Below are 24702 nucleotides of genomic sequence, written 5' to 3'. Positions count from 1 at the left end.
GAAACCCCCCTCGTAATACGTGAGGAAAAGCGCATTCAAACGAGGTGATTTTGCTGGGGTCGCTTGGGGGTAAACTAAAATTAGCCTATGAAAGCACTTAAAGATGAACTTGAGGGACTGGGTTTACAGATCTACAATGCGCTGATTCGGCTACTCAAAAAGGAGAAGATTTACAAGGCTTCCGACTCTTTGAATTGCTACCTGATAGCAGACTCGATGGATAAGTTTGTAAGAGCTAATAATGAGCTCAGAGATTCCGTGTTGAAAACTTCAACTAGTAGAGAAGGACATGAGCGAATTTATAAGCATCCAGCTTTTGAAGTCAGGTCAACCTGTTTGAAGGAGATCCTTGATACACTCAAGTCACTGGGGTTGGACAAGGCCCAGCAGGAGAAGTTTATGACAGCCATGGAACAGGAAGTGAAGGAATACGAGCCTAAGACAGGTGCAGAGAAATTCCTAGTTCACAAGATGTCAAGAAGGGATAAGAATGGAAAGGTTAAAAAGATATCTTGATTATATCGAGGATCCGGATAATGAGCTGGTAGGCAACCATACAAGGTTAGCAGCAAAGCGGTTCCGGATTATGGAAACCCTTTTTGAATTCAGGAGGGAAGGAGTTGAGGACTTTATCTTTTTTGCCGAGGAGTGCTGTGGTTTTCAGCTCATGCCGTTTCAGGTTTTTCTGGCTGCCATCATTTTTGGTTTCTACCATGTGGGAACCAATAACAGGGTGGTGAAAGAGTTTATTCTTTTCGGATCCAGAAAGATTGGAAAGACGGCTATCATTTCCCTGATCAACCTTTTCATTGAACAGTCAACAGACCTTGAGGATGTAGAATTATATACTTGTGCAACAAAGCGTGAACAGGCCCAGATTCTGGTACGCTCCATCAACAAGGTTGTGCAAAGGTATGATCCGGATGAAGAGATTCTGGAAGCCAACAAGAATGATATCAAGAATAAGCATTCGCTTTCATTCATTCGGGCGATGGCCAATAACTCCATGAAGTCCGATGGTCTGGAACCACTGGTGGCCACCTTTGACGAGATTTCAGCTTATGAGAATTACGATATGGTGGGGGTGTTGGAATCAGGGATGGTTACCACATTTGCTACAGGACAATCACTTATACTGAAGCTGACAACAGCAAACTTCAACATCGAGTACCCATTTCATGCGGAGCTGGAGAGGTACAGGCTTATGCTGCAAGGGAAACTGGAGGAGGAAGAAGGGGAAGAGGATGATTACAGTACCTTTCCACTCCTGTATGAGATGGATGATCCGGACATGTGGGAAAGTCCCCAAGGTTGGGCACAGGCTTGCCCAGCACTGGATATTCATCCTGTCAATGATGACTTTTCACTGGCTCCTATCAATTTCTATTACCGAAGGCTGGCCAAGGCCAAGAAAAGCGGACTGGACAAACTGGACTTCAAGGTTAAGAACTGTAACCTTTTCACCCGTGACAATACCACATCATTTGTAGAGCTGGAGTACTGGGATGAATGCAAGCGACTGTTTGAGGAGGATATGTTTTATGACCGTAAATGTATTATGGGCTTTGACCTTTCCTCTACCAGTGACTTGACTTCTATCAACCTGTTCTACTTGCCAACAGATGAAGACCCTTTTTTCAGAACAAAGGTATTTGCCTTTACCACCCAGAAATACTTTGAGGAACACCGAGGGACACTTCAGAAGTTTTTGGATGATGGTGAGCTGATCATTATGGGAGAAAGAACCATCAATGAATTGAAGCTCCTTGACTTCATAGAGGAACTGATCAATGATAACCTGATTGTTTCACTTAGTTATGACCGATGGGGAGCCAAATTGCTGATCAAGAAAATCATTGACCGTGTTGGTGATCTGGTGGACATTGTGGAGGAATACAAGCAAACCTCACAACACCTTACTGCCCCAATCAAATACCTTAAAAAACTGATCCTTGACGGTTCCATTGCTCAGGATGGTAATGGACTGATGCGCTGGTGCATGGGTAACGTGAATCTGGAAGTATATGACTCAGGGAATGTCCGGATGAGTAAAACCAAGTCCTCCGGAAAGATTGACCCTGTGATTGCACTCGTGAATGCGGTGGGTAGGTACATAGACCTTGAAGAACTGGAAGGAAACCTTATTGATGAAGATTCAATGCTAGTGATATGATAGAAGTACAAGTCGGTACAGATGAAGAAGTACTAAACGAAACCACGCTACCCAAACAGGATATCTACAACCGGTTAGCTATCAGTGCAGTGTTCAATGCCATCTGGCTTTACTCACAGAGCATTGCCATGATGAAAAAGACAGTAAAGCGGGAAGGGGTGGAGCTTCCGAAAACACACTATACACGAAAGCTCCTTTTTGAGCCCGCACCTGTTTACAGCCGCTTTGATTTCTGGGCAGGGGTCATTACCAACCTTTTCAGTGAAGGTGAAGCATTCGCTTATATCCACCGGACTGATACAGGGATTCCTTTCAGTTATGAGATATGCCGTTTGGGTCACTTTGATGTGTTTGAGAACGGAACAATAGAATATGACCTGATCAGTACCTGGGAAAGGGAAAATGAGAAGAAGTCAGTCCTATAAGGAAGTGCTTCATTTCAAGTTGCCTGTTTCTTTTGAAGGGTTACAGGGGCTTTCGCCCAATATCTGCAAGCAGGGTTCAGATGCCATCTACCATGCACTGAACCATGTGAAAAATGCTTTCCGAAATGGCTTGAAACGTCCTTCTGTATTGATGGTTCAGGATAAGCTGAACCAGCGAAAGGGGGAAGGAACAAGTACCTCATTTGAAACCAAAGTAAGGAACCTTGATAAGGATGAATGGAGTGCATTGGTGTTACAGTCTGGATTGGATGTTAAGGAGATCGGTTCCACACTGAAAGATGCGGAAGCAGTCGCCATAATCAATGCATTGGTGGATGAGATCGCAAGGGCATTCAATATTCCTTCCTCATTGCTGAAGTCGATCAACAGATCATCCTACAAGTCACTTGAAGAACACACACAGGAGTTTATCACTTTCTCATTGTTGCCAATTGTGGTAATGCTGGAAGCAGAACTGGAGCGGAAAGCAGCAAGCTATGAGGAAATAGGAACCCTCGATTATGTATTCAATATGGATGACTTGAACCGAGGGAATATTTCAGCAAGGATGCAGAAGTATGAAACCATGTTCCATACGGCAGCTATTTCACCGGATGAGATCAGGAGGGAAGAAAACATGCAGCCGAAAGGTGAGCCATGGAGTGACGATTACTATATGAGGCGTGATGTGGCACCAGTTAAGCAACTGAATGATCTTGTCAACTCACAGATACAGGAAGCAATCAGTAAAAACAAGAATTCTAATACAGAGACAAATGAAGATTGAAAACGCTGAATACAGGAGTATTGAGGCAGCGGTTTCGGTGGAACTGAAGGAAGAGTCTAAGCACATTGTAGGCAGGGGAATCACTTTCAACGAGTGGAGTAATGTGATGTACGACAAAGAAAGTGTGGGTAATCACCTTTTCAGGGAAATGATATTGCCTGAAGCAGTATCAGATGAATTGCTTCGAGGTGATATCAAGTCATTCGCCTACCATGAGCGTTCTGGATCCCATTTGCTGGGGCGAACATCCTCAGGAACCATGACCGTGAGTAAAAGACAAGACGGTGTATACTATGCTGTCCAGACACCGGAGACCAATATTGGCAGGGATGCCTATGCACAGGCAGAGCGGGGAGACCTTAAAGGGAGTAGCTTTATTTTCCTGACCGATTACAAGGATCGTAACAAGGTGGAAATTGACTATTCCAAAACACCAGTGGAAGTCAAGATCAGAAAGATTGACCGAATTATCAGTATGGATCCGGTGGTGGATCCTGCTTATAGCCGTTCGGAGGTATCCGCAAGGAGCATATCTGTTATTGAACAGTATTCACAGGAGCTCAAGCGCAAAGACGATTACATCAAGAAACTAGAGGAGTATAAAACAATTTAATCAACAATGGCAAAAACAGTAAAAGAACTTAAGGCAGCCTACAATAAGAAGGTGGAACAGATGCGTTCCCTTCAAACTCAGATCACAGATAGCGGTGTAACAGATGAACTTGAGACTCAGGTGAACGAGCTGACCAGAGAAGCTGATGACCTGAAAAAGGAAATTGAAAAGACTGAAGAGCTTCAGGAAAAGTTACGTTCAGTTCAGGCTTTACGTTTGGATCCGGATGAGAAAAACCGCAGTCAGGGGCAAGAAGGTAAAGACTCGGAAGGAAGAGAGTTACAGCGTATGGCCCGCAACTTCAATGTAGGTAAAATTATTACCAGAGCTGCAAACTTGAAGGTATTGGATGGAGTAGAGAAAGAATACTCAGATCACTATGCCAGACATATCCAGCTCAATGAAAAAGATTATTTCATTCCAGCTGCACTGAAACGTGATCTCTCAGGAGTAGATGCTACCAGTGGTGGTGACTGGGGTGCAAATGTATACCCTGAAATCATTGCAGGTCTTTATCCGGCAACTATTCTGGACAGGTTGGGAATTACTCGTATCATCAACCCAAAAGGGGCTGTAGTGCTTAGAAAGGTTGCAAACCCTGCTACAGGTGCAAGTAAGAAAGGTAAAACGGAATCACTTGACAGTGCAGGGATGACTACCAGCAAGATTACCATTTCACCTTCACGTATCGGTCACTATGAAACATATACAGATGAGATGGTGGCAGAAGCAGAAACCAATGCTTCGATTGCAGCATTGATTTCTTCAGAGCTTTCAAGAGGACTATCCGTAAAGGTGGAGCTAAATGGAATCACAAAGGTGTTAGCTGAAGCTGTTAACGGAGCTATTTCAGCTAATCTTGAATGGAAAGACTTGTTGGAGCTGATGAATGCCATCAAGAAAAACAACCTGATGCCGAATGCCTTTGTAGGTGGACTGGATGCGGATACCTATCTGGCATCTAAAGTAAGGTCAGATGGTGCTGCAGACACAAAGGAATTCCTGTTGAAGGATGACGGTAATATCAGACGTTACCCGTTTGTGGAATCCAATAACTTGGGAGCTGGTAATGATGCAGCGTTGATTGGTGGTGACTGGTCAAGGCTGGTAGAGGTAAACTGGGGACGTGTGATCAGGGTCAACCCTTATTCACTGGATACTGAAGGGGAAACCCGTATCACCATGGCTGAGATTGTGGAGCATGGCGTTACCCATACGGCAGCATTCAAGAAAATCCCGAACGTTCAGCCAGTCTAATCATAGCTGAACCTGATTTCAATACAAACACTCCGTAAGTTGTTGCGGAGTGTTTTTTATACCTATCAATAATGAACTGGAATGATGAGACTTACCATGGGGTGACGCTTGTTAAGCTGAAAGGTTTTCTCAAGATCTTCCATGACAACGATGACAGTACCCTGTCCTTTATGACACTGGCAGCAGTGCAGTACGTGAAAGAGTATCTGGGAGATGAGGATGTGGCCTACATTGAGGAAACATATACCACCACGATTCCAGAGGTTTTACAGGTTGCTGTATGTGGATTGGTGAAGTACTGGTACGATGAATACTACTTGAGTAGTGCCGATACTGACTATTCTGACATTCCAAAACATGTCACTGGCCTGATAGACATGTATGCAGTAAAAAGGGTGTACTGATATGATTATACTGAACGAATACCTTGAATACCTTAATGCGGTTGAGATAGTAGACAAGTACAAGACAAGGAAAGTAACCTATGAATCAAAAGGAATCAGGCCTTGCAAATCATTTTTCAAGGGTGGAAGGGAGATGGTATCAGCCCGAAAGCTGCAAAACAATGCAGCGGTTGAGTTTTCGGTAAGGTTTGAGCCAAGCACCTTCAAACTCAATGGCAGGGTAATGTTTGAAGGGATAACCTATGAGATCATCAACATCCGCAGAATTGGCAGAAACAAGTACCTGCAACTTGACTGCAAAATAATCTGATATGGAAAGAGTAAGAAGAGTTCAGGAGCGTGACAGCCTTCTTTCTTTTGATGCTACTGAACTTTGGAAAGCCAATGAGCTGCTGAAACAGTTTGACCCGATCACAGGAAAGGAAAAGCTGTTGGGTATTGCCTTCAAGAAGAAGATGCGCCCATGGGTCAGTGTCATGAAGCAGCGGGCAGGGAGAATATTTAATGTCCGTTCTGGTAACCTTCAGCGCTCGATTGCAGCCACCTATGATCTCAAGCCCAAAAAGGTAACGATGCGGGTTGGAGCCTTGGCAGGTGGCAGGTACAAAGGGTATGTAGCCCACATACTGGATGGAGGAACAACCAACCGTACCCGAAGTACAGGGGCAGAAACAGGAAAGGTGGAGGAATCAGGGTTGGTTTCCTTTTTCAGTCCTTATCTGGAAAAGGATGCTACCGAAGGCGTAATGGCTGAATATGAAAAGCTGATTCACTCTGATGTTGAGGTACTGAAACGCAAGCTGAAAATACGATGAACACACTGATCAATGAAGACTTTCCGGCACACCTTGAATCCATCCAGACAGTATTGGATGTAGTGGGCACTGAGAATATACATCAGGTAATGGCCATACCCGATGAACAGGGCAGGGTTCCACTTCCCTGTATCGAGTTTTCCATTCAAACAGGGAATGTACAACGCTCCATTAGCGGGGATATCCTGCAAATGGACCATAACATAACCATTATCCTATCATCAGAAAATTATGTGGACACCCTGACAGTCTATGATGCACTGGTAGAGGAGCTGGATCAGGGAGAGGCCGAAAATGCAGAAGGGGGAACCTATTGCTATGAGTTCCTTGGTCAGGATCCGGATTATGATCTGGAGTCAAGGGCTTTTTACAGAGTAATCAATTTTAGAGTTACAGAGAAATACTAGAGATGCAAGTAATCAAACCAAAGAAAGGGAATGACCTAGGTGTGTTCTACGAAGTGTGGGACGGCACTACAGCGCCTGATGGTTCCGGTATCACGTTTCTTGGTACAATGCAGGAATTCCAGTTTGAGGAATCGGCAGACGAGAACGTGTATGACCTGTTGGGCAGTGAGTCCGGAGACTGGGAACAGTCAAGCTCAGGCAAGAAGCGTTGGACAGGCTCCATGAATGGTCTTGTAACCAAGTGGGCTTCCGATTCAATTGTGAAGACCATGCACGACATTTTTGCAGCGGGCGACTATGTGGATATCTATGTGGCAGAAGTGAACAGGACAGCTACACCAGCACCGGACATGAGCGCAGGTAAGCTGTATTTCAAGGGTACATGCTGGATTCCTTCCAACTCACTGCCAATTCAGGCAGGGGCAGACATGACCCTTAGCGTATCGCTGAAGGGAACAGGAGAACCAACATTGGACGTAGGACCAGAAGCTTAATATCATGGTAGGTACAGAATTTATTAAGGTCACTGAAAAGCTCACACTACCATTCCGTATGGAACACAGGGCTATCAAAAACTTTCAGGTAGCCTTTATCAAAAAGAAGGTTGATCCGCTTTACAGTGAAGAGTATCTGATGTACCTCGGTATCCAGTCAGGAGCAGAAAGGGAAGGAACCGAAAGCCTTCCCTTTACTGATTTTAGATCTTTCCTTGACTGGCTGGATGAGGACTTGGAATACTACATGAATATCACGGAGCATCTGGCCAAAAAAAAAATAGTGCAGAAAGCAATGATGCTGGTGATGGGGATCAACCCGAGGGAGGTGAAGAAGAATCAGAAAAAGTTGGAGCAACTGATCAGGAAGACCCATTCGGGCTCTCAGAACTCTACGGAGTAGCAAGGGGGGTACTGGGCTGGTCTGATCAGGATTTCTGGAACTCAACATCATATGAGCTGATGGTCAGCTACAGGAAACACTGTGAATTCCATGCTGACCGAAAGGATGACCTGTGGGAAATAGGGCGCTTCCTGGGCGTGGTCCAGATCAATATGTGGAGCAAGAAAAAATACAAGCCTGAAGAGCTGGTAAAACTGAAACGGGACGAGAAGAAACGCAAGATGACAGCGGCACAGGAGAAGAAGTATGTGCATGGACAGCGTGAATATATAGAGAACAATCTGGATAGTCTGGAAGCATTTGGAAAACAATTAGCATTGGCGGCAAATAATGGCAAGGGACAATAAGAGGGTCAAGGTTGGACTGGTGCTGGAAGGGAAGTCAGAAGGCTTCAAGAAATCCATTCAGCAGGCAGAGCGGGACATGAACCGCTTTATGGATGGGGTAAGGGATGGCACGGTCACAACCAATGAACTGACCAAATCACAGCGGGCACTGAAGACACTGTTGAGAAACAGCAAGATTGGCAGTGATGACTACAACAATGCACAGAAAGCCCTTTCGCAAGTGCAGGGAAAGCTGCGTGAGGAAAACCTGAAACTGAGGGACAGCTTTTCAGCAGGAGGAAAAGGGGCAGGAATTTCAGGAGCCTTGACCAAGGCTTCAGCGGCAGGGTTGGCATTGGTTGGAACATACCAGTCATTGGCTACCATCAGTGACCGTCTGGTGGATATCTACGGTGGGTATGAGGCCGAGATGAATAAGGTGATAGCTATCACAGGGGCCACAAAGGAAGAGACGATGGCGCTGGAGGATATTACCCAGCGCATGGGAGCCACTACCGTAAAGTCAGCAGGGGAGGCAACACAGGCAGTCGGATACCTATCCATGGCAGGGCTTAACGCCCAGCAGTCCATGAAGGCATTGCCGTCTACCTTGCAACTGTCCTTGGCTGGCTTCCTTGGCCTTGCCGATGCCGCCAATATTTCCACCAACATCATGAAAGCGATGGGCTTGGAGGTGGAAGACCTTTCCCGTATCAATGATATTCTGGCTCAGACTTCCAGAAGTGCCAATACCAATGTGACAAAGCTGGGAGAAGGGTTCAAGAATGTTGGACCTGTTGCCAAGTCCCTGAATGTTACCACGGAAGAGGTGGCGACCTATCTGGGCATTATGGGGGACAAGGGTATTGAAGCAGCAGAGGCGGGAACTGGTTTGAAATCCATTATGACTTCCCTGATTGCACCAACCAGCAAGGTGAATGCAGAACTGAAGAGCCAAGGTATTTTCATTGATGGCAATACCATCAGGCAGGAAGGGCTTATCAATACCTTGCGAAAACTAAGGGGTGTCAATGAAAAGACACTGATAGAGTTGGTAGGAAAGGAACAGTACACCAAACTGCTTGCGGTTTTGGATGACGCTGATACCGGTTATGAAAAACTGTTTGACCGTATCCAGAACAGTAAGGGGGTAGCGGAACAGATGGCCAACATCATGCAGAAAGGTTTGAAGGATGCGACACTTTCATTCAATTCAGCAATCGAGGCCCTATGGATCAATCTGGGGGAATCAGGTTTGGGTTCAGCATTGGAAAGAGTGGTAAGGCAGACCACTGAACTTGTCAATGTGATGAATGATGCCTTGGATCCTATCTCAAGGATCAACCGTGAACTCGATGAGCTGGCCAAGAAACAGGACCTTACAGATGTTGACAAGCAGTACAAGCAGATACTTTTACAGGAAAAGCTGAATGAGCTGATTGAAAAGCGGAACAGCCTGATTGATAAGGCAGGGCTTATTGAACAGCAAAAGGAGTTTCCACAAAAGCAGATCCAGACCAATACGAAGGCGCTGGAGACAGAAGAGTTTGGGTTGCTCGGTAGTGAAAAGGAATCCATTGAAACCATCAAGGAGTCAGAGAAGGCACTTGCAGAACTCAACTATCAGCAGCAGCAAATCAATGAGGAAGTAGCTGTATATGAAAAGCAGATAACGGACATTCAGAATGCTTTGCTTGCGCTTCCGGAACAGAAAACAATCGTGGTGGAAACAGTCACTTCCACTTCATCAGATGCCACAGGTTCTTCCAGTGCTTCAGGTTTTGATTATGACGGTGATATCATCAGTGATGAGATTACACCAGAAGATGGGATATTCGACAGTTTTCTGGAACAGCTGGAGGAGGTTGAAAGGAGACAGAAAGAGGTAAGCAAGCAGCGGCAGGAACTTTGGGCACTTGACAAGGAGCTGCACAACCAGTTTACAAAAGAGTTTGCTGCCAATATGGATCAGCAGATAGCCAAGCAGTTGGAACTTGCCGATATACACAGGGAAGAAAGTGAGCTTCAGTTTGAGAAAAAGGAAGCCATGAAAGCCTATTCAAAAGCTTTTGCTGATTCAACGGCTGATAACATTGCAAGGATGGATTCCTTTGACGATGCATTGCGGGCAAGCGCCAATGATGCGCTGTCCATGGCAAAGTCAAAGGCATTGGCTTACATATTTGAAAAAGTCATGGAGGTCGTGCCATTCCCTTATAACCTGATAGCGGCACCTGTAGCGGTGGCAGGTGGTTCAGCCTTGTTTGATGCCGTGATTCCAAAGTTTGCCGATGGTGGTATTGTATCAGGAAGAACCCTTGCGGAAGTGGGTGAATATGCAGGAGCCCGATATGACCCAGAAGTGATTGCGCCACTGTCAAAACTTCAAGGCATGTTGGGCGGTGGTGTTGGAGAGGTAGAGTTTAAGATCAGGGATGATGAGTTGGTTGGGTTTTTAAGAAATCATCAAATATCAAAAGACTTATAGGATGGGAATATACATGACAGGTGGCTTCAAGTCAGTGAAGGGGCGGCAATATACCGTCAACATAGACAAGGCAGGGTATTCAGGCACACCATTGCCCATGTATTTTGCCCGTAACAATATTACCATCAACAGGAGATCTGACAATGTGCTGGATCCATTCAGCGCAAGGAACGGTACCTTAACCCTGTTTGGTGATCCAAGGGACTATATAGGGGTTTTTGATGGTGTAAGGGAACTGGAGGTAAAGATTGAAATCATTTGTGATGGAGAGGTGGTGTTCAAGGGTTTTGTTTCCCCTTCTGAGTTGTCAGCAGCCCTGAACAAGGGAGAGAAGGTGAAAGGACAGGTATTTTCCATCAAGATCACAGATGGCCTTAACCAGTTGAAGAACGTGCCCTATACACACTATCAGGCAGACACTAGGACTAAGCAGCCGTTTTTAAGGTTTATCGCCAATGCGCTTAGGAAAATCAACTATGACTATGATGATATTGTGGTCAGGTCAGAGGTTGATCTGGAAGTTCCCTTGGCTTTCCCTCAGAAGTTTTTGAATCCTGTACTGGATGAGGATGAAGGGAAGTTCAAGGAAGTGAGTTGCTATGATGTGATAGCAGCCTGCTTGGAGCCGGAAGGTTGCAAGCTGCATAGGAGCGGAAGTGACTTTTATATTCTTCAGTCAAGCAAGCTGCACAGCACGGTAACGGCAAAGCGCTATACCTTTGGTGGCAATCTCTTGAATACTGAAACCCTAAACCCAATACCCTATACCTTGGAAAAGGTGGAGGATGGTTCGGGCAACTTCAAGATCAAGAAATCATCAAAGCTTTTTAAGCTAAAGTATTCTCCGGATGCACCTGATGGCATGGTGACTATGCAGTGTTTCTCAGATTACAATGCCACTGAAAACAGGGTAGACCTTCAGCAGAAACCCACTTCAACAGGCAGGGTGAGACACGATAAGATCAGGGATTCTGAAAGGGTGTTCAAGTATGAACTAGGTACTGCATTGGATCAGGCTTCAGGCGGGTTTTATGGTAACTTCAGTGACCGTGATGTGCAGAGTGAAACCATAGTAGGTAGTGCACCCGTTAAGCCTGATGAGCAGTACCTGAAGGTCTACCTGCCTGATACCTTAAGGGTGCGTGACAGCTACAACACAGACAATATTGAACTGAAGATCACTGTTGACTTTCAGATTAACCTCACAAACAGGCCTGATAAAAGAGTGTTTGACAGCGAGGCACTACTGATACCTGTAGATACCTATATTTTTATAAAGCCCTATGCCCCAACTACGTTTTTGGATAACTGGTTATCCATCACGGATAACAAGAGCCTTCAGATGGTTAAGCTTTCTGAGCAACTGCCTTCCGGTAACAGGTACCTGTACAAGAAAGAGTGCTTATTGTTTCCGCTGAGTGCCTCAGACAAGGAAACAGAATCATCGAGTCTAATCCAGAAGTCTGAAACCATTTCCCTCTATTACAGGTGTACCAGTCCACAGGGGGCAGGGAAAGCTGAAAGCTATATCACATTGCAGTTTGGTTTGCCAGTTGATTCCTATATGGATTATGATGGTGGGAAATCCCGCTACTGGTGGTCCAGCTACTCAGATATAAGTCATGTCAGTATCACTTCCATAGAGATGAAGGTGAATGATGGGGCATCCAAAACCCTTTCAAAGTTTGAACTGGATGGCAAGATTACAGACGGTGACTGGTTTGAGAAACGGGACTCCATTACCTCATTGCTTGGTTACTCCGGTTTTGATGGAGACGTGGGAGGAGTGAATGAAAAAATCATCAGTGGCTATGATATCCTGGAGGCCAAGCTGGTCAATGAGATCAGCCAAAGGTCAGAGGACCGTTACCATGCCACCGCAAGAATCAACGATGTTGATATTTCCCCACTTCATAAGGTATTGGTATCAGAGTTTCCTGAAAAGAATTTTGTATTGCTCACTTCAAGGCTGGATGCAAAAAGTGATGAGCTGGAAATAGAATTGGCTGAAGTATTTCAAAACTACTTAACAGTATCATGAGTATTTCAATAACAAAAAGGTTGCTCCCTTCAGTGGGAGCTGGTGGCGGCAGCTCTGTACTGTATATCAATAATGATGAATCTGGGGCAGGGAGTCCGATAGGTGATGACTTGTATGCAAGACTGGACGCAGATAACCTTTCACTGGTGAACAAGGATGGTTGGAAGTCAGCACTCGGTTATGTGGAAACGGCAGATATTGATAATCGTTATCTGAAAATTGAAAGTAACCTTTCTGACTTGGCAGACAAGTCAGTTGCCAGAACCAACCTTGAGGTTTTTTCCAAGACGGAAACAGATAGCCGCTACCTGCAACTGACAGGTGGAACCATTACAGGTGACTTATCAGTTCAAGGTCTTTTTACTCAAAATATATCCAGTGGCGGTAAGTATATAAATGGCTTGGCTACCGCTCGTAATTATTCATCATTCAATTGTTTTTACATTCTTATTGATACTGGTCAAGCTTGGGGTAACATAATGCAGTCCTTGACACTTGAACTGTACAATTACTCAAGTAATGATTCAGCTAAGTTGCATATCTCAGGGTATGCGTATAGTGGTTCGGGGAATGGTGGGTATTGGCTATCAAAAGGATTTACACAAATTGGAGGAAGGGTAAGGTATCAGTATAAGGTTGGGGAGCTGGCCAATGGAAACACAGGGTTGGTGATTTACACACAGTCCCTTGCTTACATGGCGGCTAAACTTGACGGCCTTATCAATACAGATAGCCTCAATGGTACTTATGCTATTTCATTTCATGTGGATGAGCCAGTTTTAACAGGAGATGTCAAAGGCTATTTTGATGCAGACTGGTATGGGAAAGGTTTTGCGACGGGTGGAGATGGTACTATTGATGGGAAACTGTCATTCGGCGATATAGAACTCTCTCAGGTGGAAAACCTAGGTACTTACCTGAATATCTATGACAAAGGCTCAGGAAAGAACCTTTCGATTGGAGCGGGCATTTCAACTTATGCCAGGTACTCAACAGATAGTACTTATGGGCACTTGTTTAGTCAGGATGTGACAATTGATGGGACTGTAAAGTCTTATTCCTCTATTGTGTCAGAGGGGTTTGAGTTGAGCCGAAGCGGAAACTCAAGAATTGGAAAACTAAATATCACTACCACTGTTGGTTCTGAGTCTTTTGCATCAGGGTTTGCGGGAAATGGATGGAGGATTGATACAGATACCAATACTGCCACATTTGACAATCTTGTAGTTCGTAGATCCATGAGGGTGTATGAATTAGAGATCAACAAAATACGTGCATCCAACGGCTCATTGTGGGTCAGTGATGCTTGTGTCATTGAAAACATTGTTGTTGCCACCGCAAATACCACAGTGAGGGTTTACCCTGACAACCCTAACGCTATCCCTTTTGTGATTGGTGACATTGTCCGCATTCAGAATTTTTCAGGCAACAATATTCTTGCACATCAGGGTAGAGTGTATGCGTTTTCAGGTGATGGACTGTCATTCTATGTTAACTTTGTGGAGGCTGCCTACAACGAAGGTCTTGGCTATCCAAGTGATGTAACCAAGCTGAAAGGCATGACTATGGTAAGGGTTGATTCAACAGTGACCAATAGGAAAGGAGCTTTGTACTTGACATCTTCAGATACAGGTTCACCCTATCTGGATGTTGTAAATGGCTTTGCCACAAATGCACAACCAATAAAGGTTCGCTTAGGTAGATTAGATGGTATCACGTCATCAGTTTTCGGAACACTGAGTGGTTATGGCTTGTTCGCTGAGAATGCATACTTGGAAGGGACAGTGGTTGCAGGCAGTGGTAAAATTGCTTCATTCAATATTGACTCGTCAACTATTTGGAGCGGGAATAAGTACGGCAATGGAAATGGTGGAATCGAGATAAAGAACGATGGAGGCTCAAAGCGATTTATGGTTCATAAGGATCCATCAAATTACGCAATGTTGTATCAGTATGATTATGATGATACGTGGGGCTTAATTGGCAGAGTTAACAACAGTTCAATTTTCCAGCTTGGCTCAACCAACAAGGTGGCTGGATGGAACTTTGACTCATCAAAACTTTACAGTGGTAATCTTGAACTAGAATCAAGTGGTCAGATTCGACATACTTCTGATATTTGGAGGTTGAACAATGATGGTTCTGGACAGGTTGCAGGCGGTAAGATCTCGTGGGATATCAACGGAAAGTTGACACTAGACAGGGATTCACTTATTCAATTCTCCTCACCAAACCTGATGTACTTTGATTGGAGTACGCAAACTCTTGGAAATGCCCACAATGTAAGTGATAAGGTGGATTATTATAATAGTACTCGAAACTATATCACAAATAACCTTTCCTCAGAAGGATTTACAGATAGGGCCAGTGAGTGGACTTGGGTGGTTGATTCGGTGGACAGCTCATCTTGGAATGGCGGTTTTAAAAGTCAACCTGCATATGTAAAGCTGGATACATCTCAAAAGTATATGATTGCTTTTTGGGTAAATACTAAGCATGTTGGTAATAATACATCAGGAACATCCAACGTGTATTTTGGAATGCTTGGTGAAATCCAAACTACAAGTAGCTCCACAACAAATTTCTATTTCAATAATAGGGCTGCTTCTACCATTGATTCTGAGGGGTGGCAACTTTGGGTAGGTTATGTGCATCCATATGGAACGGTAGCTAGTTCAATGGTGGATGATGGTGGGATGTACCTGATGGATGGCACTAAACTAGGAGATTCTTCAAAGGGAGCATTTGCAGGTGCTAGCACCAGTTATGCCTTTAGGATAGCATTGTACCGCCAACAGACAGGAGGAAAGGCATTTTTTCAGTCACCAATGGTATTTAAGTGTGACGGCACGGAGCCAAGTATTCAAGACCTCTTAAAGGGAGCCGGAAACGTGAATGGTACTTACATAGATTCAAATGGAATCTACACGGGTACGCTAAACGCTTCACAAATCACTGCTGGACAAATCACCGCTGACAAGATCAATGCAAATGGGTTGAATGTAACCAATGGCACCTTTAATGGTACTCTTTCAGCTGTAACGGGAGTCAACCAGATTACCAACTTTAGGTTTGAGGCCAATGATATGATTAAGGCTTCAGGTTCCTTGGCTACATCAGCTACACTTATCAATGCGCTGGGTAGTGCGACATTTAGAGGTTCTGACGGAGAAGATACGGTCATTTCAGGCAGTCAGATAGATTGTAAAGACCTAAATGTACGGGGAACAACAGTTTTGAGTGCCACGGCTGCTAATACAATTACAGCAAATAAAATTACATGTAATGATTCGGCTAATGTTGGAACCTTAGCCACTGGGATTTCTACAACAAGCAGTAGTACAACAACAACTGTTTCGGTTGGTGTTACCTGGTACTTTTATACAGGGTCGAATACAAAGTCGTACTATATGACTAGTAGTGCCCAGATAGGTTCAATATTCTTTTTCTCGCGTGCTGGAAGTGGGAATATCAGGCTTTATCCACCTTCGGGACATACATTATACAGTGAAAGTAATTCCATTATTTCTTATCATGAAATAGGAGGGAGCTTTCAAGGAACACAAGGAGTAGTTAAAACAGCTTCAACCACATGGAGAATTGTGGTATTCTTCTAAAACTTATTATGATAATGATTAAACTGAAAATTAATAACGAATTATCAACCAGTACAGGCTTTAATACGGCAGAAGCTTACATTGAATGTAATGGGTATACAAAAGCACAAAGCCAAGTGACTGCCAATTTTTCGATATACAAATCACAGTCTGACAGGAACGCAGGGAATACTGCTATTACAATAAAAAATCTTCATCCTTATATCACCATTCAGGATAGTGAAATGGTTGTACAGTCAGGAGATGAAGGAAAGACAGTTACAGACCTGATTACTGGGCATATTCAGGCAGCAATTCTCAGTCGCTTTGAGGATGTAATTGGGGAAGGTGAAACACTGGACTATTTGGTAATAGAATAAGAGATGGCAGGGACAGCAAAGATTGATTGGGTAACGGTAGCCGTTACCTTTTTTTCATCCCTTTTGGTGGTAGTAGTTCCCGCTTTTACATGGGGCGTGAATCTCTCAGAAAGGATGGCAGTAGCGGAAAACCAAATCAAAAACCAGATCGAGCTGATTACAAAAGTGGCAGATGACTGGGATAAATCGGTAACGGCCTTGGAAAAGGCAATTGACAGGAAAGTGGATGAGCAACTGGTACGTCAGGAGCTGGCAGAGATGAAGGCAGATATAGGGGAGTTGAAACAGCTACTTAGGCGGTACAATCAAATGATCACATCAAGGAAATCCAAACAAACAAACTTTAGTAAATGCAATGGAACTAGTGCTATTATGGCGGTATCGCAAAGAGATTATAGCAGGTCTTTTGTTCGTGGTACTCGCACTGATATCAAGCCTGTATTACAGTTCGTGGCAGAAGAACAGGGAGCTGAAACAACAGGTAAGTTACTTGGCAGACGAAGACAGCCTTATGTCTGGCCAGTTGGAAGTATACAGGAACCACCTTGAAGAGGAAATCAAAAAGGGTGAAAGTTTGCAGTTAGAAAAAGCGGCTGCTGAATCTCTTCTGGAAACCTCAAAGATGGAATGGTTACGAAAGTTCTCAAGCCTTGAGAAACAATACAACAGTCTACAATCCGCTTACCGAGTCATGGCAGAGGTGAAAGCCACAGAACAGGCCATGGTGATTCATGACACCACTTATATTCCCCGAAACCATGTAGTGCCTTTTCAGGTAGACGGAAAGTTTGTGATATGGGAAAGCCAGTATGCTTGGGGACAACTTTTTGTACCAGATACAGGCAGGGTAACTGAGGTAACCTACTCTGTACATGTGCCACTGGATTTGGTCTTGTACCGGGAACGGAAGTGGTGGAAGTTCTGGAAAACAAAATACTATGCGGAAGCCCGGTCAGCGAACAAAAATGTGGAGGTGACGGGCTTAAATTCTATTACTATAACAAAGCGAAAATGAAAAAGCTGAAAAAGTATTTATTGAAACTGGCTAAGTTCCTAGGAACTTGGAATGAGCTGCTGACTATCCCATTTGGGTTGGTTTTGTTTTTTATGAGTCCATTGTTTTTACGGGCATTTGACCCGACAGCTGCAACCATTGATGCTGGTGTATTGCAAGTGATCATCTTTGGGCTTGTCAAGTACAGTATTGCCAGTGGTTTTGTATGGCTGGTATTTAAGATGCAATGGCCTGCGCTGTACAGGCGACTGGATAATTTAGGTGTGGAACAAACCGATGAAAGTAAATGCAAAAAAGAGATTTTTTTGAAAGACTTCTTGCCTGTTTTCTTATACTGCTTCTCGTTATTTGTTGTAATCTGGTGCATGGGCAGTCTGTAAGCTGTCGTGAAGTACTGGTAGAAACATATAGCTCACAGGTTGGTGTAAGAGAGGAAGGAGGAAACAACAAGGGAAAACAGGTAAGTGAGTACTTGGCCGTTACTGGCTTCTCTGATCCGGTAGCGTGGTGTGCTGCTTTTGTGGCATGGTGCCATGACCGGACGGGCGTTTATACAGTGCAGTCAGCTTGGTCACCTGCTTGGTTTCCTGAGAGTCGGACGATCTACAGCAGAACGGATAAGTTCAGCTTAACACCAAGGGCAGGGGATGTATTTGGAATCTATTATAACAGCAAGAAAAGAATAGCCCATGTAGGCTTTATAGATGCATGGAATCCTGATGATGATTACTGTATTACTGTTGAGGGGAATACCAATGGTGATGGCAGTAGGGAAGGTGATGGAGTTTACAGGAAAAGGAGACTAAAGCGGCAAATTTATAAGGTATCTAGGTGGGTGTTAGATTAAAGAAAGAAGCCTCTCAGATTGAGTTCTGAGAGGCTTTTTTTAACTTATATCAAGAAAAATTCTAACTATTTTATTAGCCTTAGCCTCAATAGCTTTTACCTTAATAATAGCTTTTCTATTGTGTTTTTCTTGTTTGTGGACAAATTTGTTATGAATTTGTTTTATATAGCCTAATTTCTTGCCTGTTGGGTTTAATACAGCAACAGCAAACCTATCATATGGATTATCTATTTCAAGCTTGTATTTTAATTTGTCACCAACTTTGATATCATTGAAACTAACATCATGATAAGATAGACCAGCTAAATCTGATACAATAGAGTATCTACTTTTTCTGAAATAAAAGTTTCCAAGAAACTCAAACTTATCAGTAGGTAACCATCCTTGGGTAAAAGCTAGTATTTCAAAATTATCTACATATTTTAGTTGAGTCTCAGATAGTCCCCAAAATGATAAAAACTTCATTCTATCAGGTCTGTCTTTTGAAATGATTCTTTGTGAGAATATAGGTAAGACATCTTCATATATTTTATTGAAATCTTCAAACTCTTTATAAGACTCAAATCCAAATTCTTTAGCTTCCTCTACCTTATCTTTATAATATTTAAACGTAGCACTTTGACCGTGTCTTTTTATTACTCCGACGATGAAGCGTCTTGATTTGACTCCAGAACGCCAGCTTAAAAATATTGTTTGTGCTTTCATCGTATGTTTAATATTTTATCCATTCTGTCAAAAATGATTCTTTTAATGAACTCTTTCCTTTTAGAAGTTAATTTAAATTGATAATGACTTTGAGGTACGATATTATCAATAGAGTTGATGATGTCAATAATTAAATTTTTATCATAGTTATTTCTAACTCTCTCTAAAATTGCTGTAACTTCTTCAGTGTATTCTTGATTTATTAGTTTGATTAAATCAAAGTGAGTTCTTTTTTGTTTATTCCATCTAATTTCACTCTTTCCCTTTTTAAGGTATTTTTCATATTTATCTATTCCTTCCTCACTAAGGAAATAATTAATTTTATCTTCATCATTTTCCCTTCCAAAACAACAACCACTATCGTATATAGGTGAGAATGTATTCTTAATGATATATTTTTTTGGTTTTACGATATGTCTTTCTTCTTCTTTTGAAGTTTTATTTATCAACTTTTTTATCCATGATTGTTGAGTTTCATGTGATGTGAATGGAAGGAGTAATTCAGTCCTTGTTTGTATCATTCCCCAATTTTCAGAGTGTCTATCACTGTTACTGATGATTGCATCAAATACAATAAGGTTAAGTAATTTATCCTTGAAAGAGTCCCATTCTTTAATATGCTCTATGCCTTCTTTGATAAACTGAAAATCATATACTGAATTGACATACTTTTTATCATCTACAATTTTTGGATCTATTGTAGCGAGTATATTTACTCCTTCAATCAATGATTCATCTATTGTGGAATCATTCATCTCTTGACTGATGCAACCTAAATGGTCTTTGTGCAGACCAATATTGTAGTCTAGAATATCAAACTCAAGTATTTGTCCAAGCTTACTTGCAATGATTTCAGCCCAAAACTCTGAACTGTAATCTCTACCTTCTCTTACTAGAGACTCTTTGTAGTAAAATCTAGTTCCGTTTGGATCTAAACAAACAAACTTTGCCCTAGAACCCTTTGTTTGGAAGTAGTCTTCAATAGTCCATTCTTGGTTAATATCAAAAAGTTGTACTGGATTGTAACGCATTAATTTATGTGAAAAATTGATTGAATATGTTATTAGTTGATAGCTTCTATATACTTAAAAAAATAGTAGAAAGCAGCTTTTCTAAGCTTACTTAGTTCCTTTTTACCTGAACAGTATGCACTTATATCTCCTCTTGAGTTGCCAAACTTCTCAGCAAACTGTTCCAACGTAAGGTTATGTTTCTTGATGTTTGTCTTGAGCCATTCTGGGGTTACGATCTCAAATTCCATTTTTTATTTTTTTATATAAAAGACCTCCACATTAGCAAAGATAATACTATGTTTGATAATATCAAACAATTAGCATTGATTTTACATATTTTCCATTCTATGTACTACATATTTTGCAGCACGTTTTAAAGCCCATCTCAGTTTTGAATCTTTGGCTTCTTCATGTTCTTTGATTACCAAAAAGTAATCCCTGCCTTTGTACTCAAAATCAACATATAAATCATTATCAGGCACTTCGATTGAGACAGCAGCCGTGAAAGTTGGTGGATGCACTCTTACAATTAGGTGTTCACCATTGCTGGCAGGGAAGAAAAGGTGAGTAGGTAAGTGCTCTTTTTCTTCTTCCTGTTCAATGCTGATAGCGTATTCAGGAATGATCTTTTGGAATAGGCCTGAAATCCTGTATTCAATTTCCTGTTCAGTGTGTCGCTGTTCTCCAGTTTGGCAATAACCAACAGAAAGGTGATCACCTTGTATAGCCTTGATGCGGATAGACAAACCAGCGCCCATTTTATTGAACTTGTAAGCGTCTTTTAGTTGCTTCTTTTGTGAGTCTGTAATATTCAGTTTTTCGGTTAGATCTTTCATAATAGTAAGAGGTTTAAGGAGCCGAAGCCCCTTTGTTTTACATCATGCCTTCGTCAGCAAAAGAATAGAATTTTTGTTCTGGTGTAATGATCAGGTGATCAAGAACAGAGATATCAAGCAGCTTACCGCCTTCCCTTAGCTTTCGGGTAATTTGAATGTCTGGTTGGCTAGGGGTAAGTGAGCAAGACGGGTGATTGTGTGCCACAATGATTCCGCTACTAAGCGTTTTCAGAGCAATTGAAAAAATCAGTTTGGCATCTATAGGAGTTGAAGACACACCACCCTTAAAAACTTCCATGATGCCTTTTACATGGTTGGCTCTGTTGAGGAGCATGAGATAAAATGATTCTCTCATTTCAATTTCATCATGGTTCCATGATTGCCAGAAGCAATTGAAAGCATCCTTTGAAGAGGAAATAATAGGAGTGTCTTTGACTTGGATTTGCTCTTTGAAAGAGACTTTGATCTCTGCAATTTTCATTCTGTTTTAGTGCCGTTTTTTAGTCTGGTTGCCGTCCAGATTTTGTGAGTTGTAAATCATTATTGATTACAGGTACAATATAATATTAAGTTTGATAATATCAAACAATTAAAAGAGGATTGATAAAAAAAATCCTCCTTTTTTAGGGGAGGATTTCTTTCCGTTTTGTTGGCCTGATTAGATGGGGAGATATTCTCCTGTCTCTAAGTGGTAGATGCCTATTTGCTTATGCTTTAGGCCCTGCCTTATCGCCTCCTCTCGGTCTTTGATCAGCATTACACTGTCAAAGTAGTATTGCTGATTCTCTTCATTCAGCCATCCTCCTATTAGCTTTTGATGTTTCTTGGCGTGCTCTAAGCAACTTTCCAACCCATCTTTACCGAAACTGTCTTGAGTTTCTTGGTAAGCTATCACCCAACCGCCTGTTGTTACAAGCTCTTTGGTTTCGATGTTGAAAGTGAACCCTAGTGGATTCTGAGAAGCGATTTTCAGGATTTCAAAAATCATTTTGATTCAGTGCAGTTTTTTCATCTGGTTGCCGTCCAGTTTGAAGTTCAAAATGTGAGGGCGTCTCCCTCATTGTTGATAGTATAAAGATAATACAATGTTTGATAATATCAAACACATTAAACGAAAATAGGTAAATATTTTCATGAAGAGATTAATTTAATTTTCTTAGGAAGGTACAATAAAGGTAATTCAATTTTTTACTCTAATTAAGACCTAAATATGTTGAAAGAAGAAAGCCGATTTTTTGGAAAACTGATACTAGGGGATAATAAGGTTGTCGATGGGGTATGGTTATACATCACAGATGATGTTATTTATTTGGAGGTTCCACTTAAAGTGTTGATCGATGATAGAATACCTTTAATAAAAGGGGCCTTTAACAATTTTGGGAATGTATCATTTTTTAACTGTTATTTAGGTGGAGGTGAAACAGGTGTAGGAGGGGGATATAGAAGAATTATTGTTGGATATATGCTTAAGGGAGGGATATATAATTCTTTGTCTGATTTGAGATTTAATTTACTGCAGTTTGAATCTCAAACACTTGTAAGTTGGATTAATGACTATGATACCCTATTTCCTTTCGACGATACAAATGTATCGGTTGAGTTTCCTAAGCAAAAAAATATATTAAATGTAGAGTATCAGGGGTTTGCGATATCTATAACTATAGGAAGGGATTCAAAATCATCCCCACATAGATATGTGTCAAATAAAAAATGCTTTATTTCTATACGTACAAATGAAGCTGTTCATTTAGATGATTTTCTTGATCTAAAATTAAAAATTGAAAACTTTATACTCTTTGTCACTAATAAAGATCCACATTTTAGTAAGTGTGTATTAATTGAAGAACAAAGGTCGTATGTGGAACTGATTAACGTGTCAGGTAATGTCAAAGAGAATAAGCTTCCACATAATATACGATTATCATATATTGATATAGAGTCAGATTTTAAGACTGTATTTTATAACTGGGTATCTAATGATGAAGTACGAACAGTTATAGATTTGATTCTTGAAAAATGTTACAATACTGAGTTATCTCCTCAAGGGTTTTTCTTGAATATGTGTGTAGCTATTGAGTGTTATCATGATAAATTTATAAAGAATGATACATCTGAGGATATAGCAGAAAGACTTGAAAAAAGAGAGATGATATCTCAATTAATTGATAATGAAGAGTTAAGAAGTTGGTTTCGCCAAAAGTCAAATTTCTGGACTAGACCAGATATGAGAGATAAGTTAATGGCTTTTGAGCAGGTGTTTAAAGTAATACATGGTGAAGTTTTTCCATATACAACTAAGAAATTAATTGATAAAATACTGAAAACTAGAAATACGATGGCTCATGATGGAGCATTTGATAAATACCTAAGCAGAATCGAATTAGTTATTTTAGGAAAAGTACTTGAGTATACTTTAAAGGTGGAACTTCTTAAGTTATTGGGAATTAATAAAAATGTTGTGGACTCTTTGATAGAAGAGTCTAGAAATAATGTAGAATCATTAGCTAAATGGAATGAATATAATGTGAAATGATTGAAAAAGAGATATTTGCATATTATGGAAGAGCAATATATATGGCTCAATGTGTAGAAAAAGAATTAATGAATCATCTAATTTTCCCTTATTTAGAGGTAGGGATAACTAAAACAAGAGTAGATGACTTAATACAAGAGAAATCAAAACTTACTGTAGGACAATTAAAGCGTGAGTTAAAAGATTTAGATTTAGATTCAGGATTAAAAGAAAGAGTTGATAAATTTCATGAAACTAGAGATTTCTTAGCACATTCATTTTGGTGGGAAAGGGCTGTGGAGTTTTATAGGCCAGATTTACAGCCTAAGTTGATAGTTGAATTAAATGAATACACTGAAGAGTTTGAGGCATTAAATGAAGAGTTATCAGGTCATTGGGAAGAAGTTCTGAAGAGATATAACTTAAATTTAGACGATATTATAGAGGAAACAATCTCTAATGGAAGAACAGAGCCATTTAATGAGGTTAGGAAAATGTCTAAAAATGAAACTATTATTGATTTATTTTCATATAGAATTAATAATGGTAAAGGTCTTATACCAGTTTTTCAATTAGAGGATTTATCTTATTGTACCTTATGTGATGTAGGATTAGTCCCAATCGATATTGAAAATGTAAAAGGGGAGAGAGTGGAGTTAGATATACTGAACGGTATATTTCCAATATACCAATTTCAGCCAAGGCCTAAAGTTGAATCTCCGTGGAATTATACATTAGATTTAAAAAAGAAGGGACTTAAACTTATAGTTACAAGAATAGGTAATGCAGAGCCTTTTAAATGGAGGATAGAGTGAAAGAATTACACCCTACATTAGGTAGGGTGTAATATTATTAATTGATTTTATGTCCAGTGATAAAGGTATAAGCCTGTTCAATAGTCATATCAAGTGCACTTTTAAGCAATTCAATTGGCAAGGAATTGATTCGGTTATGAACCTGATTAAATTGTGTTTCTGTCAGTTGGATGTAGAGTGGTTGAAGCTTCCTCTTTAGTTTACTTTCCAGTATATAACGTTTACAGATATCCGTCTTTTTACCTGCTGCTTTACTTAGGCTTGTACTGTAGTTTCTTCCTGCTTCTTTTAATTTCAATTGGGTGTTTCTATTCATTTTTTGGTTTGTTAAGTTGTTGCGTGTTAAAAAA

30 protein-coding genes are annotated in these 24702 nt (G+C 41.4%); 23 read left to right on the top strand and 7 right to left on the bottom strand.

All coding sequences use genetic code 11. The features are described from left to right. Positions 1–87: 87 nt before the first annotated feature. The 21 genes from V6R21_RS20195 (at position 88) to V6R21_RS20095 (ending at position 18471) form a co-directional block, all read left to right on the top strand. Entirely contained in the window at positions 88–516 is a 429-nt protein-coding gene (locus tag V6R21_RS20195) for a P27 family phage terminase small subunit (RefSeq protein ID WP_334245365.1), read from the top strand. After that, positions 491–2173 (top strand): terminase TerL endonuclease subunit, encoded by a 1683-nt coding sequence (locus V6R21_RS20190; protein ID WP_334245364.1) that lies wholly within the window; start codon positions 491–493, stop codon positions 2171–2173. The genes V6R21_RS20195 and V6R21_RS20190 overlap by 26 nt, the downstream gene beginning before the upstream one ends. Further along, positions 2170–2598, top strand: coding sequence for a phage portal protein (locus V6R21_RS20185; RefSeq protein ID WP_334245363.1), 429 nt, complete (start codon positions 2170–2172; stop codon positions 2596–2598). Before V6R21_RS20190 ends, V6R21_RS20185 begins: the two co-directional genes overlap by 4 nt. Then, on the top strand, positions 2576–3385 hold the full coding sequence (locus V6R21_RS20180; RefSeq protein WP_334245362.1) for a phage portal protein: 810 nt from the start codon (positions 2576–2578) through the stop codon (positions 3383–3385). The genes V6R21_RS20185 and V6R21_RS20180 overlap by 23 nt, the downstream gene beginning before the upstream one ends. Then, the gene (locus V6R21_RS20175; RefSeq protein WP_334245361.1) at positions 3375–3998 is read left to right on the top strand and encodes an HK97 family phage prohead protease; all 624 of its coding nucleotides are present in this window, start codon (positions 3375–3377) and stop codon (positions 3996–3998) included. Before V6R21_RS20180 ends, V6R21_RS20175 begins: the two co-directional genes overlap by 11 nt. Before the next feature lie 6 nt (positions 3999–4004). Continuing rightward, on the top strand, positions 4005–5255 hold the full coding sequence (locus V6R21_RS20170) for a phage major capsid protein (RefSeq protein WP_334245360.1): 1251 nt from the start codon (positions 4005–4007) through the stop codon (positions 5253–5255). Between the two features lie 71 nt (positions 5256–5326). Further along, the gene (locus V6R21_RS20165) at positions 5327–5659 is read left to right on the top strand and encodes a head-tail connector protein (protein WP_334245359.1); all 333 of its coding nucleotides are present in this window, start codon (positions 5327–5329) and stop codon (positions 5657–5659) included. 1 nt (position 5660) lies between these two features. Then, on the top strand, positions 5661–5969 hold the full coding sequence (locus tag V6R21_RS20160; protein ID WP_334245358.1) for a phage head completion protein: 309 nt from the start codon (positions 5661–5663) through the stop codon (positions 5967–5969). Between the two features lies 1 nt (position 5970). Then, a complete protein-coding gene (locus V6R21_RS20155; RefSeq protein WP_334245357.1) occupies positions 5971–6474 on the top strand; it encodes a hypothetical protein in 504 nt (167 codons plus the stop codon). Further along, the gene (locus V6R21_RS20150) at positions 6471–6881 is read left to right on the top strand and encodes a hypothetical protein (RefSeq protein ID WP_334245356.1); all 411 of its coding nucleotides are present in this window, start codon (positions 6471–6473) and stop codon (positions 6879–6881) included. Before V6R21_RS20155 ends, V6R21_RS20150 begins: the two co-directional genes overlap by 4 nt. 2 nt (positions 6882–6883) lie before the next feature. Beyond that, positions 6884–7375 (top strand): hypothetical protein, encoded by a 492-nt coding sequence (locus V6R21_RS20145; RefSeq protein WP_334245355.1) that lies wholly within the window; start codon positions 6884–6886, stop codon positions 7373–7375. A gap of 4 nt (positions 7376–7379) precedes the next feature. Next, entirely contained in the window at positions 7380–7778 is a 399-nt protein-coding gene (locus V6R21_RS20140) for a hypothetical protein (protein WP_334245354.1), read from the top strand. Between the two features lie 59 nt (positions 7779–7837). Beyond that, complete coding sequence (locus V6R21_RS20135) at positions 7838–8125, top strand: hypothetical protein (protein ID WP_334245353.1); 288 nt, start codon at positions 7838–7840, stop codon at positions 8123–8125. Next, positions 8109–10592 (top strand): phage tail tape measure protein, encoded by a 2484-nt coding sequence (locus V6R21_RS20130; protein WP_334245352.1) that lies wholly within the window; start codon positions 8109–8111, stop codon positions 10590–10592. Before V6R21_RS20135 ends, V6R21_RS20130 begins: the two co-directional genes overlap by 17 nt. Before the next feature lies 1 nt (position 10593). Then, a complete protein-coding gene (locus V6R21_RS20125; protein WP_334245351.1) occupies positions 10594–12633 on the top strand; it encodes a hypothetical protein in 2040 nt (679 codons plus the stop codon). Continuing rightward, a complete protein-coding gene (locus V6R21_RS20120) occupies positions 12630–16250 on the top strand; it encodes a hypothetical protein (RefSeq protein WP_334245350.1) in 3621 nt (1206 codons plus the stop codon). The genes V6R21_RS20125 and V6R21_RS20120 overlap by 4 nt, the downstream gene beginning before the upstream one ends. A 14-nt stretch (positions 16251–16264) precedes the next feature. After that, positions 16265–16609 carry a hypothetical protein gene (locus tag V6R21_RS20115; RefSeq protein ID WP_334245349.1) on the top strand — a complete coding sequence of 115 codons (345 nt, stop codon included), beginning with the start codon at positions 16265–16267 and terminating at the stop codon, positions 16607–16609. A 3-nt stretch (positions 16610–16612) separates the two neighbouring features. Then, positions 16613–17158, top strand: a complete 546-nt coding sequence (locus V6R21_RS20110; protein ID WP_334245348.1) for a hypothetical protein — start codon at positions 16613–16615, stop codon at positions 17156–17158. Beyond that, positions 17121–17624: a hypothetical protein gene (locus V6R21_RS20105; RefSeq protein ID WP_334245347.1), complete on the top strand. Its 504-nt coding sequence runs from the start codon at positions 17121–17123 to the stop codon at positions 17622–17624. The genes V6R21_RS20110 and V6R21_RS20105 overlap by 38 nt, the downstream gene beginning before the upstream one ends. Further along, complete coding sequence (locus V6R21_RS20100; RefSeq protein ID WP_334245346.1) at positions 17621–18004, top strand: hypothetical protein; 384 nt, start codon at positions 17621–17623, stop codon at positions 18002–18004. Before V6R21_RS20105 ends, V6R21_RS20100 begins: the two co-directional genes overlap by 4 nt. Continuing rightward, positions 17986–18471, top strand: a complete 486-nt coding sequence (locus tag V6R21_RS20095) for a CHAP domain-containing protein (protein ID WP_334245345.1) — start codon at positions 17986–17988, stop codon at positions 18469–18471. The genes V6R21_RS20100 and V6R21_RS20095 overlap by 19 nt, the downstream gene beginning before the upstream one ends. A gap of 39 nt (positions 18472–18510) precedes the next feature. On the opposite strand, the gene V6R21_RS20090 is transcribed toward V6R21_RS20095, so the two are convergent. From V6R21_RS20090 to V6R21_RS20065, 6 genes are all read right to left on the bottom strand, one after another. Then, entirely contained in the window at positions 18511–19176 is a 666-nt protein-coding gene (locus tag V6R21_RS20090) for an HIRAN domain-containing protein (protein WP_334245344.1), read from the bottom strand. After that, a complete protein-coding gene (locus V6R21_RS20085; protein WP_334245343.1) occupies positions 19173–20207 on the bottom strand; it encodes a HipA domain-containing protein in 1035 nt (344 codons plus the stop codon). The genes V6R21_RS20090 and V6R21_RS20085 overlap by 4 nt, the downstream gene beginning before the upstream one ends. A 32-nt stretch (positions 20208–20239) precedes the next feature. Next, positions 20240–20437 carry a helix-turn-helix domain-containing protein gene (locus tag V6R21_RS20080; protein WP_334245342.1) on the bottom strand — a complete coding sequence of 66 codons (198 nt, stop codon included), beginning with the start codon at positions 20435–20437 and terminating at the stop codon, positions 20240–20242. An 81-nt stretch (positions 20438–20518) separates the two neighbouring features. Then, on the bottom strand, positions 20519–21025 hold the full coding sequence (locus tag V6R21_RS20075; RefSeq protein WP_334245341.1) for a hypothetical protein: 507 nt from the start codon (positions 21023–21025) through the stop codon (positions 20519–20521). 37 nt (positions 21026–21062) lie between these two features. Continuing rightward, complete coding sequence (locus tag V6R21_RS20070) at positions 21063–21506, bottom strand: JAB domain-containing protein (RefSeq protein ID WP_334245340.1); 444 nt, start codon at positions 21504–21506, stop codon at positions 21063–21065. 177 nt (positions 21507–21683) lie between these two features. After that, a complete protein-coding gene (locus V6R21_RS20065) occupies positions 21684–22013 on the bottom strand; it encodes a hypothetical protein (protein WP_334245339.1) in 330 nt (109 codons plus the stop codon). A 222-nt stretch (positions 22014–22235) separates the two neighbouring features. On the opposite strand from V6R21_RS20065, the gene V6R21_RS20060 reads away from it, so the two are divergent. Further along, a complete protein-coding gene (locus V6R21_RS20060; RefSeq protein WP_334245338.1) occupies positions 22236–23558 on the top strand; it encodes an ApeA N-terminal domain 1-containing protein in 1323 nt (440 codons plus the stop codon). Beyond that, positions 23555–24352 (top strand): hypothetical protein, encoded by a 798-nt coding sequence (locus V6R21_RS20055; RefSeq protein ID WP_334245337.1) that lies wholly within the window; start codon positions 23555–23557, stop codon positions 24350–24352. Before V6R21_RS20060 ends, V6R21_RS20055 begins: the two co-directional genes overlap by 4 nt. A gap of 37 nt (positions 24353–24389) precedes the next feature. Here V6R21_RS20055 and V6R21_RS20050 read toward each other — a convergent pair whose 3' ends face one another. After that, on the bottom strand, positions 24390–24668 hold the full coding sequence (locus V6R21_RS20050) for a hypothetical protein (protein WP_334245336.1): 279 nt from the start codon (positions 24666–24668) through the stop codon (positions 24390–24392). Positions 24669–24702 lie beyond the last annotated feature (34 nt).

The organism is Limibacter armeniacum (genome assembly GCF_036880985.1).
GTDB lineage: Bacteria > Bacteroidota > Bacteroidia > Cytophagales > Flammeovirgaceae > Limibacter > Limibacter armeniacum.
The sequence above is the reverse complement of the archived record's forward strand: the minus strand, read 5'-3'. Positions and strand labels throughout refer to the sequence as shown.

Bases quoted from the DNA above. Each gene is read 5' to 3' on its own strand.
- V6R21_RS20195 (WP_334245365.1), top strand. From the start codon at position 88: ATGAAAGCACTTAAAGATGAACTTGAGGGACTGGGTTTACAGATCTAC.
- V6R21_RS20190 (WP_334245364.1), top strand. From the start codon at position 491: ATGGAAAGGTTAAAAAGATATCTTGATTATATCGAGGATCCGGATAAT.
- V6R21_RS20185 (WP_334245363.1), top strand. From the start codon at position 2,170: ATGATAGAAGTACAAGTCGGTACAGATGAAGAAGTACTAAACGAAACC.
- V6R21_RS20180 (WP_334245362.1), top strand. From the start codon at position 2,576: ATGAGAAGAAGTCAGTCCTATAAGGAAGTGCTTCATTTCAAGTTGCCT.
- V6R21_RS20175 (WP_334245361.1), top strand. From the start codon at position 3,375: ATGAAGATTGAAAACGCTGAATACAGGAGTATTGAGGCAGCGGTTTCG.
- V6R21_RS20170 (WP_334245360.1), top strand. From the start codon at position 4,005: ATGGCAAAAACAGTAAAAGAACTTAAGGCAGCCTACAATAAGAAGGTG.
- V6R21_RS20165 (WP_334245359.1), top strand. From the start codon at position 5,327: ATGAACTGGAATGATGAGACTTACCATGGGGTGACGCTTGTTAAGCTG.
- V6R21_RS20160 (WP_334245358.1), top strand. From the start codon at position 5,661: ATGATTATACTGAACGAATACCTTGAATACCTTAATGCGGTTGAGATA.
- V6R21_RS20155 (WP_334245357.1), top strand. From the start codon at position 5,971: ATGGAAAGAGTAAGAAGAGTTCAGGAGCGTGACAGCCTTCTTTCTTTT.
- V6R21_RS20150 (WP_334245356.1), top strand. From the start codon at position 6,471: ATGAACACACTGATCAATGAAGACTTTCCGGCACACCTTGAATCCATC.
- V6R21_RS20145 (WP_334245355.1), top strand. From the start codon at position 6,884: ATGCAAGTAATCAAACCAAAGAAAGGGAATGACCTAGGTGTGTTCTAC.
- V6R21_RS20140 (WP_334245354.1), top strand. From the start codon at position 7,380: ATGGTAGGTACAGAATTTATTAAGGTCACTGAAAAGCTCACACTACCA.
- V6R21_RS20135 (WP_334245353.1), top strand. From the start codon at position 7,838: ATGGTCAGCTACAGGAAACACTGTGAATTCCATGCTGACCGAAAGGAT.
- V6R21_RS20130 (WP_334245352.1), top strand. From the start codon at position 8,109: ATGGCAAGGGACAATAAGAGGGTCAAGGTTGGACTGGTGCTGGAAGGG.
- V6R21_RS20125 (WP_334245351.1), top strand. From the start codon at position 10,594: ATGGGAATATACATGACAGGTGGCTTCAAGTCAGTGAAGGGGCGGCAA.
- V6R21_RS20120 (WP_334245350.1), top strand. From the start codon at position 12,630: ATGAGTATTTCAATAACAAAAAGGTTGCTCCCTTCAGTGGGAGCTGGT.
- V6R21_RS20115 (WP_334245349.1), top strand. From the start codon at position 16,265: ATGATTAAACTGAAAATTAATAACGAATTATCAACCAGTACAGGCTTT.
- V6R21_RS20110 (WP_334245348.1), top strand. From the start codon at position 16,613: ATGGCAGGGACAGCAAAGATTGATTGGGTAACGGTAGCCGTTACCTTT.
- V6R21_RS20105 (WP_334245347.1), top strand. From the start codon at position 17,121: ATGTCTGGCCAGTTGGAAGTATACAGGAACCACCTTGAAGAGGAAATC.
- V6R21_RS20100 (WP_334245346.1), top strand. From the start codon at position 17,621: ATGAAAAAGCTGAAAAAGTATTTATTGAAACTGGCTAAGTTCCTAGGA.
- V6R21_RS20090 (WP_334245344.1), bottom strand. From the start codon at position 19,176: ATGAAAGCACAAACAATATTTTTAAGCTGGCGTTCTGGAGTCAAATCA.
- V6R21_RS20085 (WP_334245343.1), bottom strand. From the start codon at position 20,207: ATGCGTTACAATCCAGTACAACTTTTTGATATTAACCAAGAATGGACT.
- V6R21_RS20080 (WP_334245342.1), bottom strand. From the start codon at position 20,437: ATGGAATTTGAGATCGTAACCCCAGAATGGCTCAAGACAAACATCAAG.
- V6R21_RS20075 (WP_334245341.1), bottom strand. From the start codon at position 21,025: ATGAAAGATCTAACCGAAAAACTGAATATTACAGACTCACAAAAGAAG.
- V6R21_RS20070 (WP_334245340.1), bottom strand. From the start codon at position 21,506: ATGAAAATTGCAGAGATCAAAGTCTCTTTCAAAGAGCAAATCCAAGTC.
- V6R21_RS20065 (WP_334245339.1), bottom strand. From the start codon at position 22,013: ATGATTTTTGAAATCCTGAAAATCGCTTCTCAGAATCCACTAGGGTTC.
- V6R21_RS20060 (WP_334245338.1), top strand. From the start codon at position 22,236: ATGTTGAAAGAAGAAAGCCGATTTTTTGGAAAACTGATACTAGGGGAT.
- V6R21_RS20055 (WP_334245337.1), top strand. From the start codon at position 23,555: ATGATTGAAAAAGAGATATTTGCATATTATGGAAGAGCAATATATATG.
- V6R21_RS20050 (WP_334245336.1), bottom strand. From the start codon at position 24,668: ATGAATAGAAACACCCAATTGAAATTAAAAGAAGCAGGAAGAAACTAC.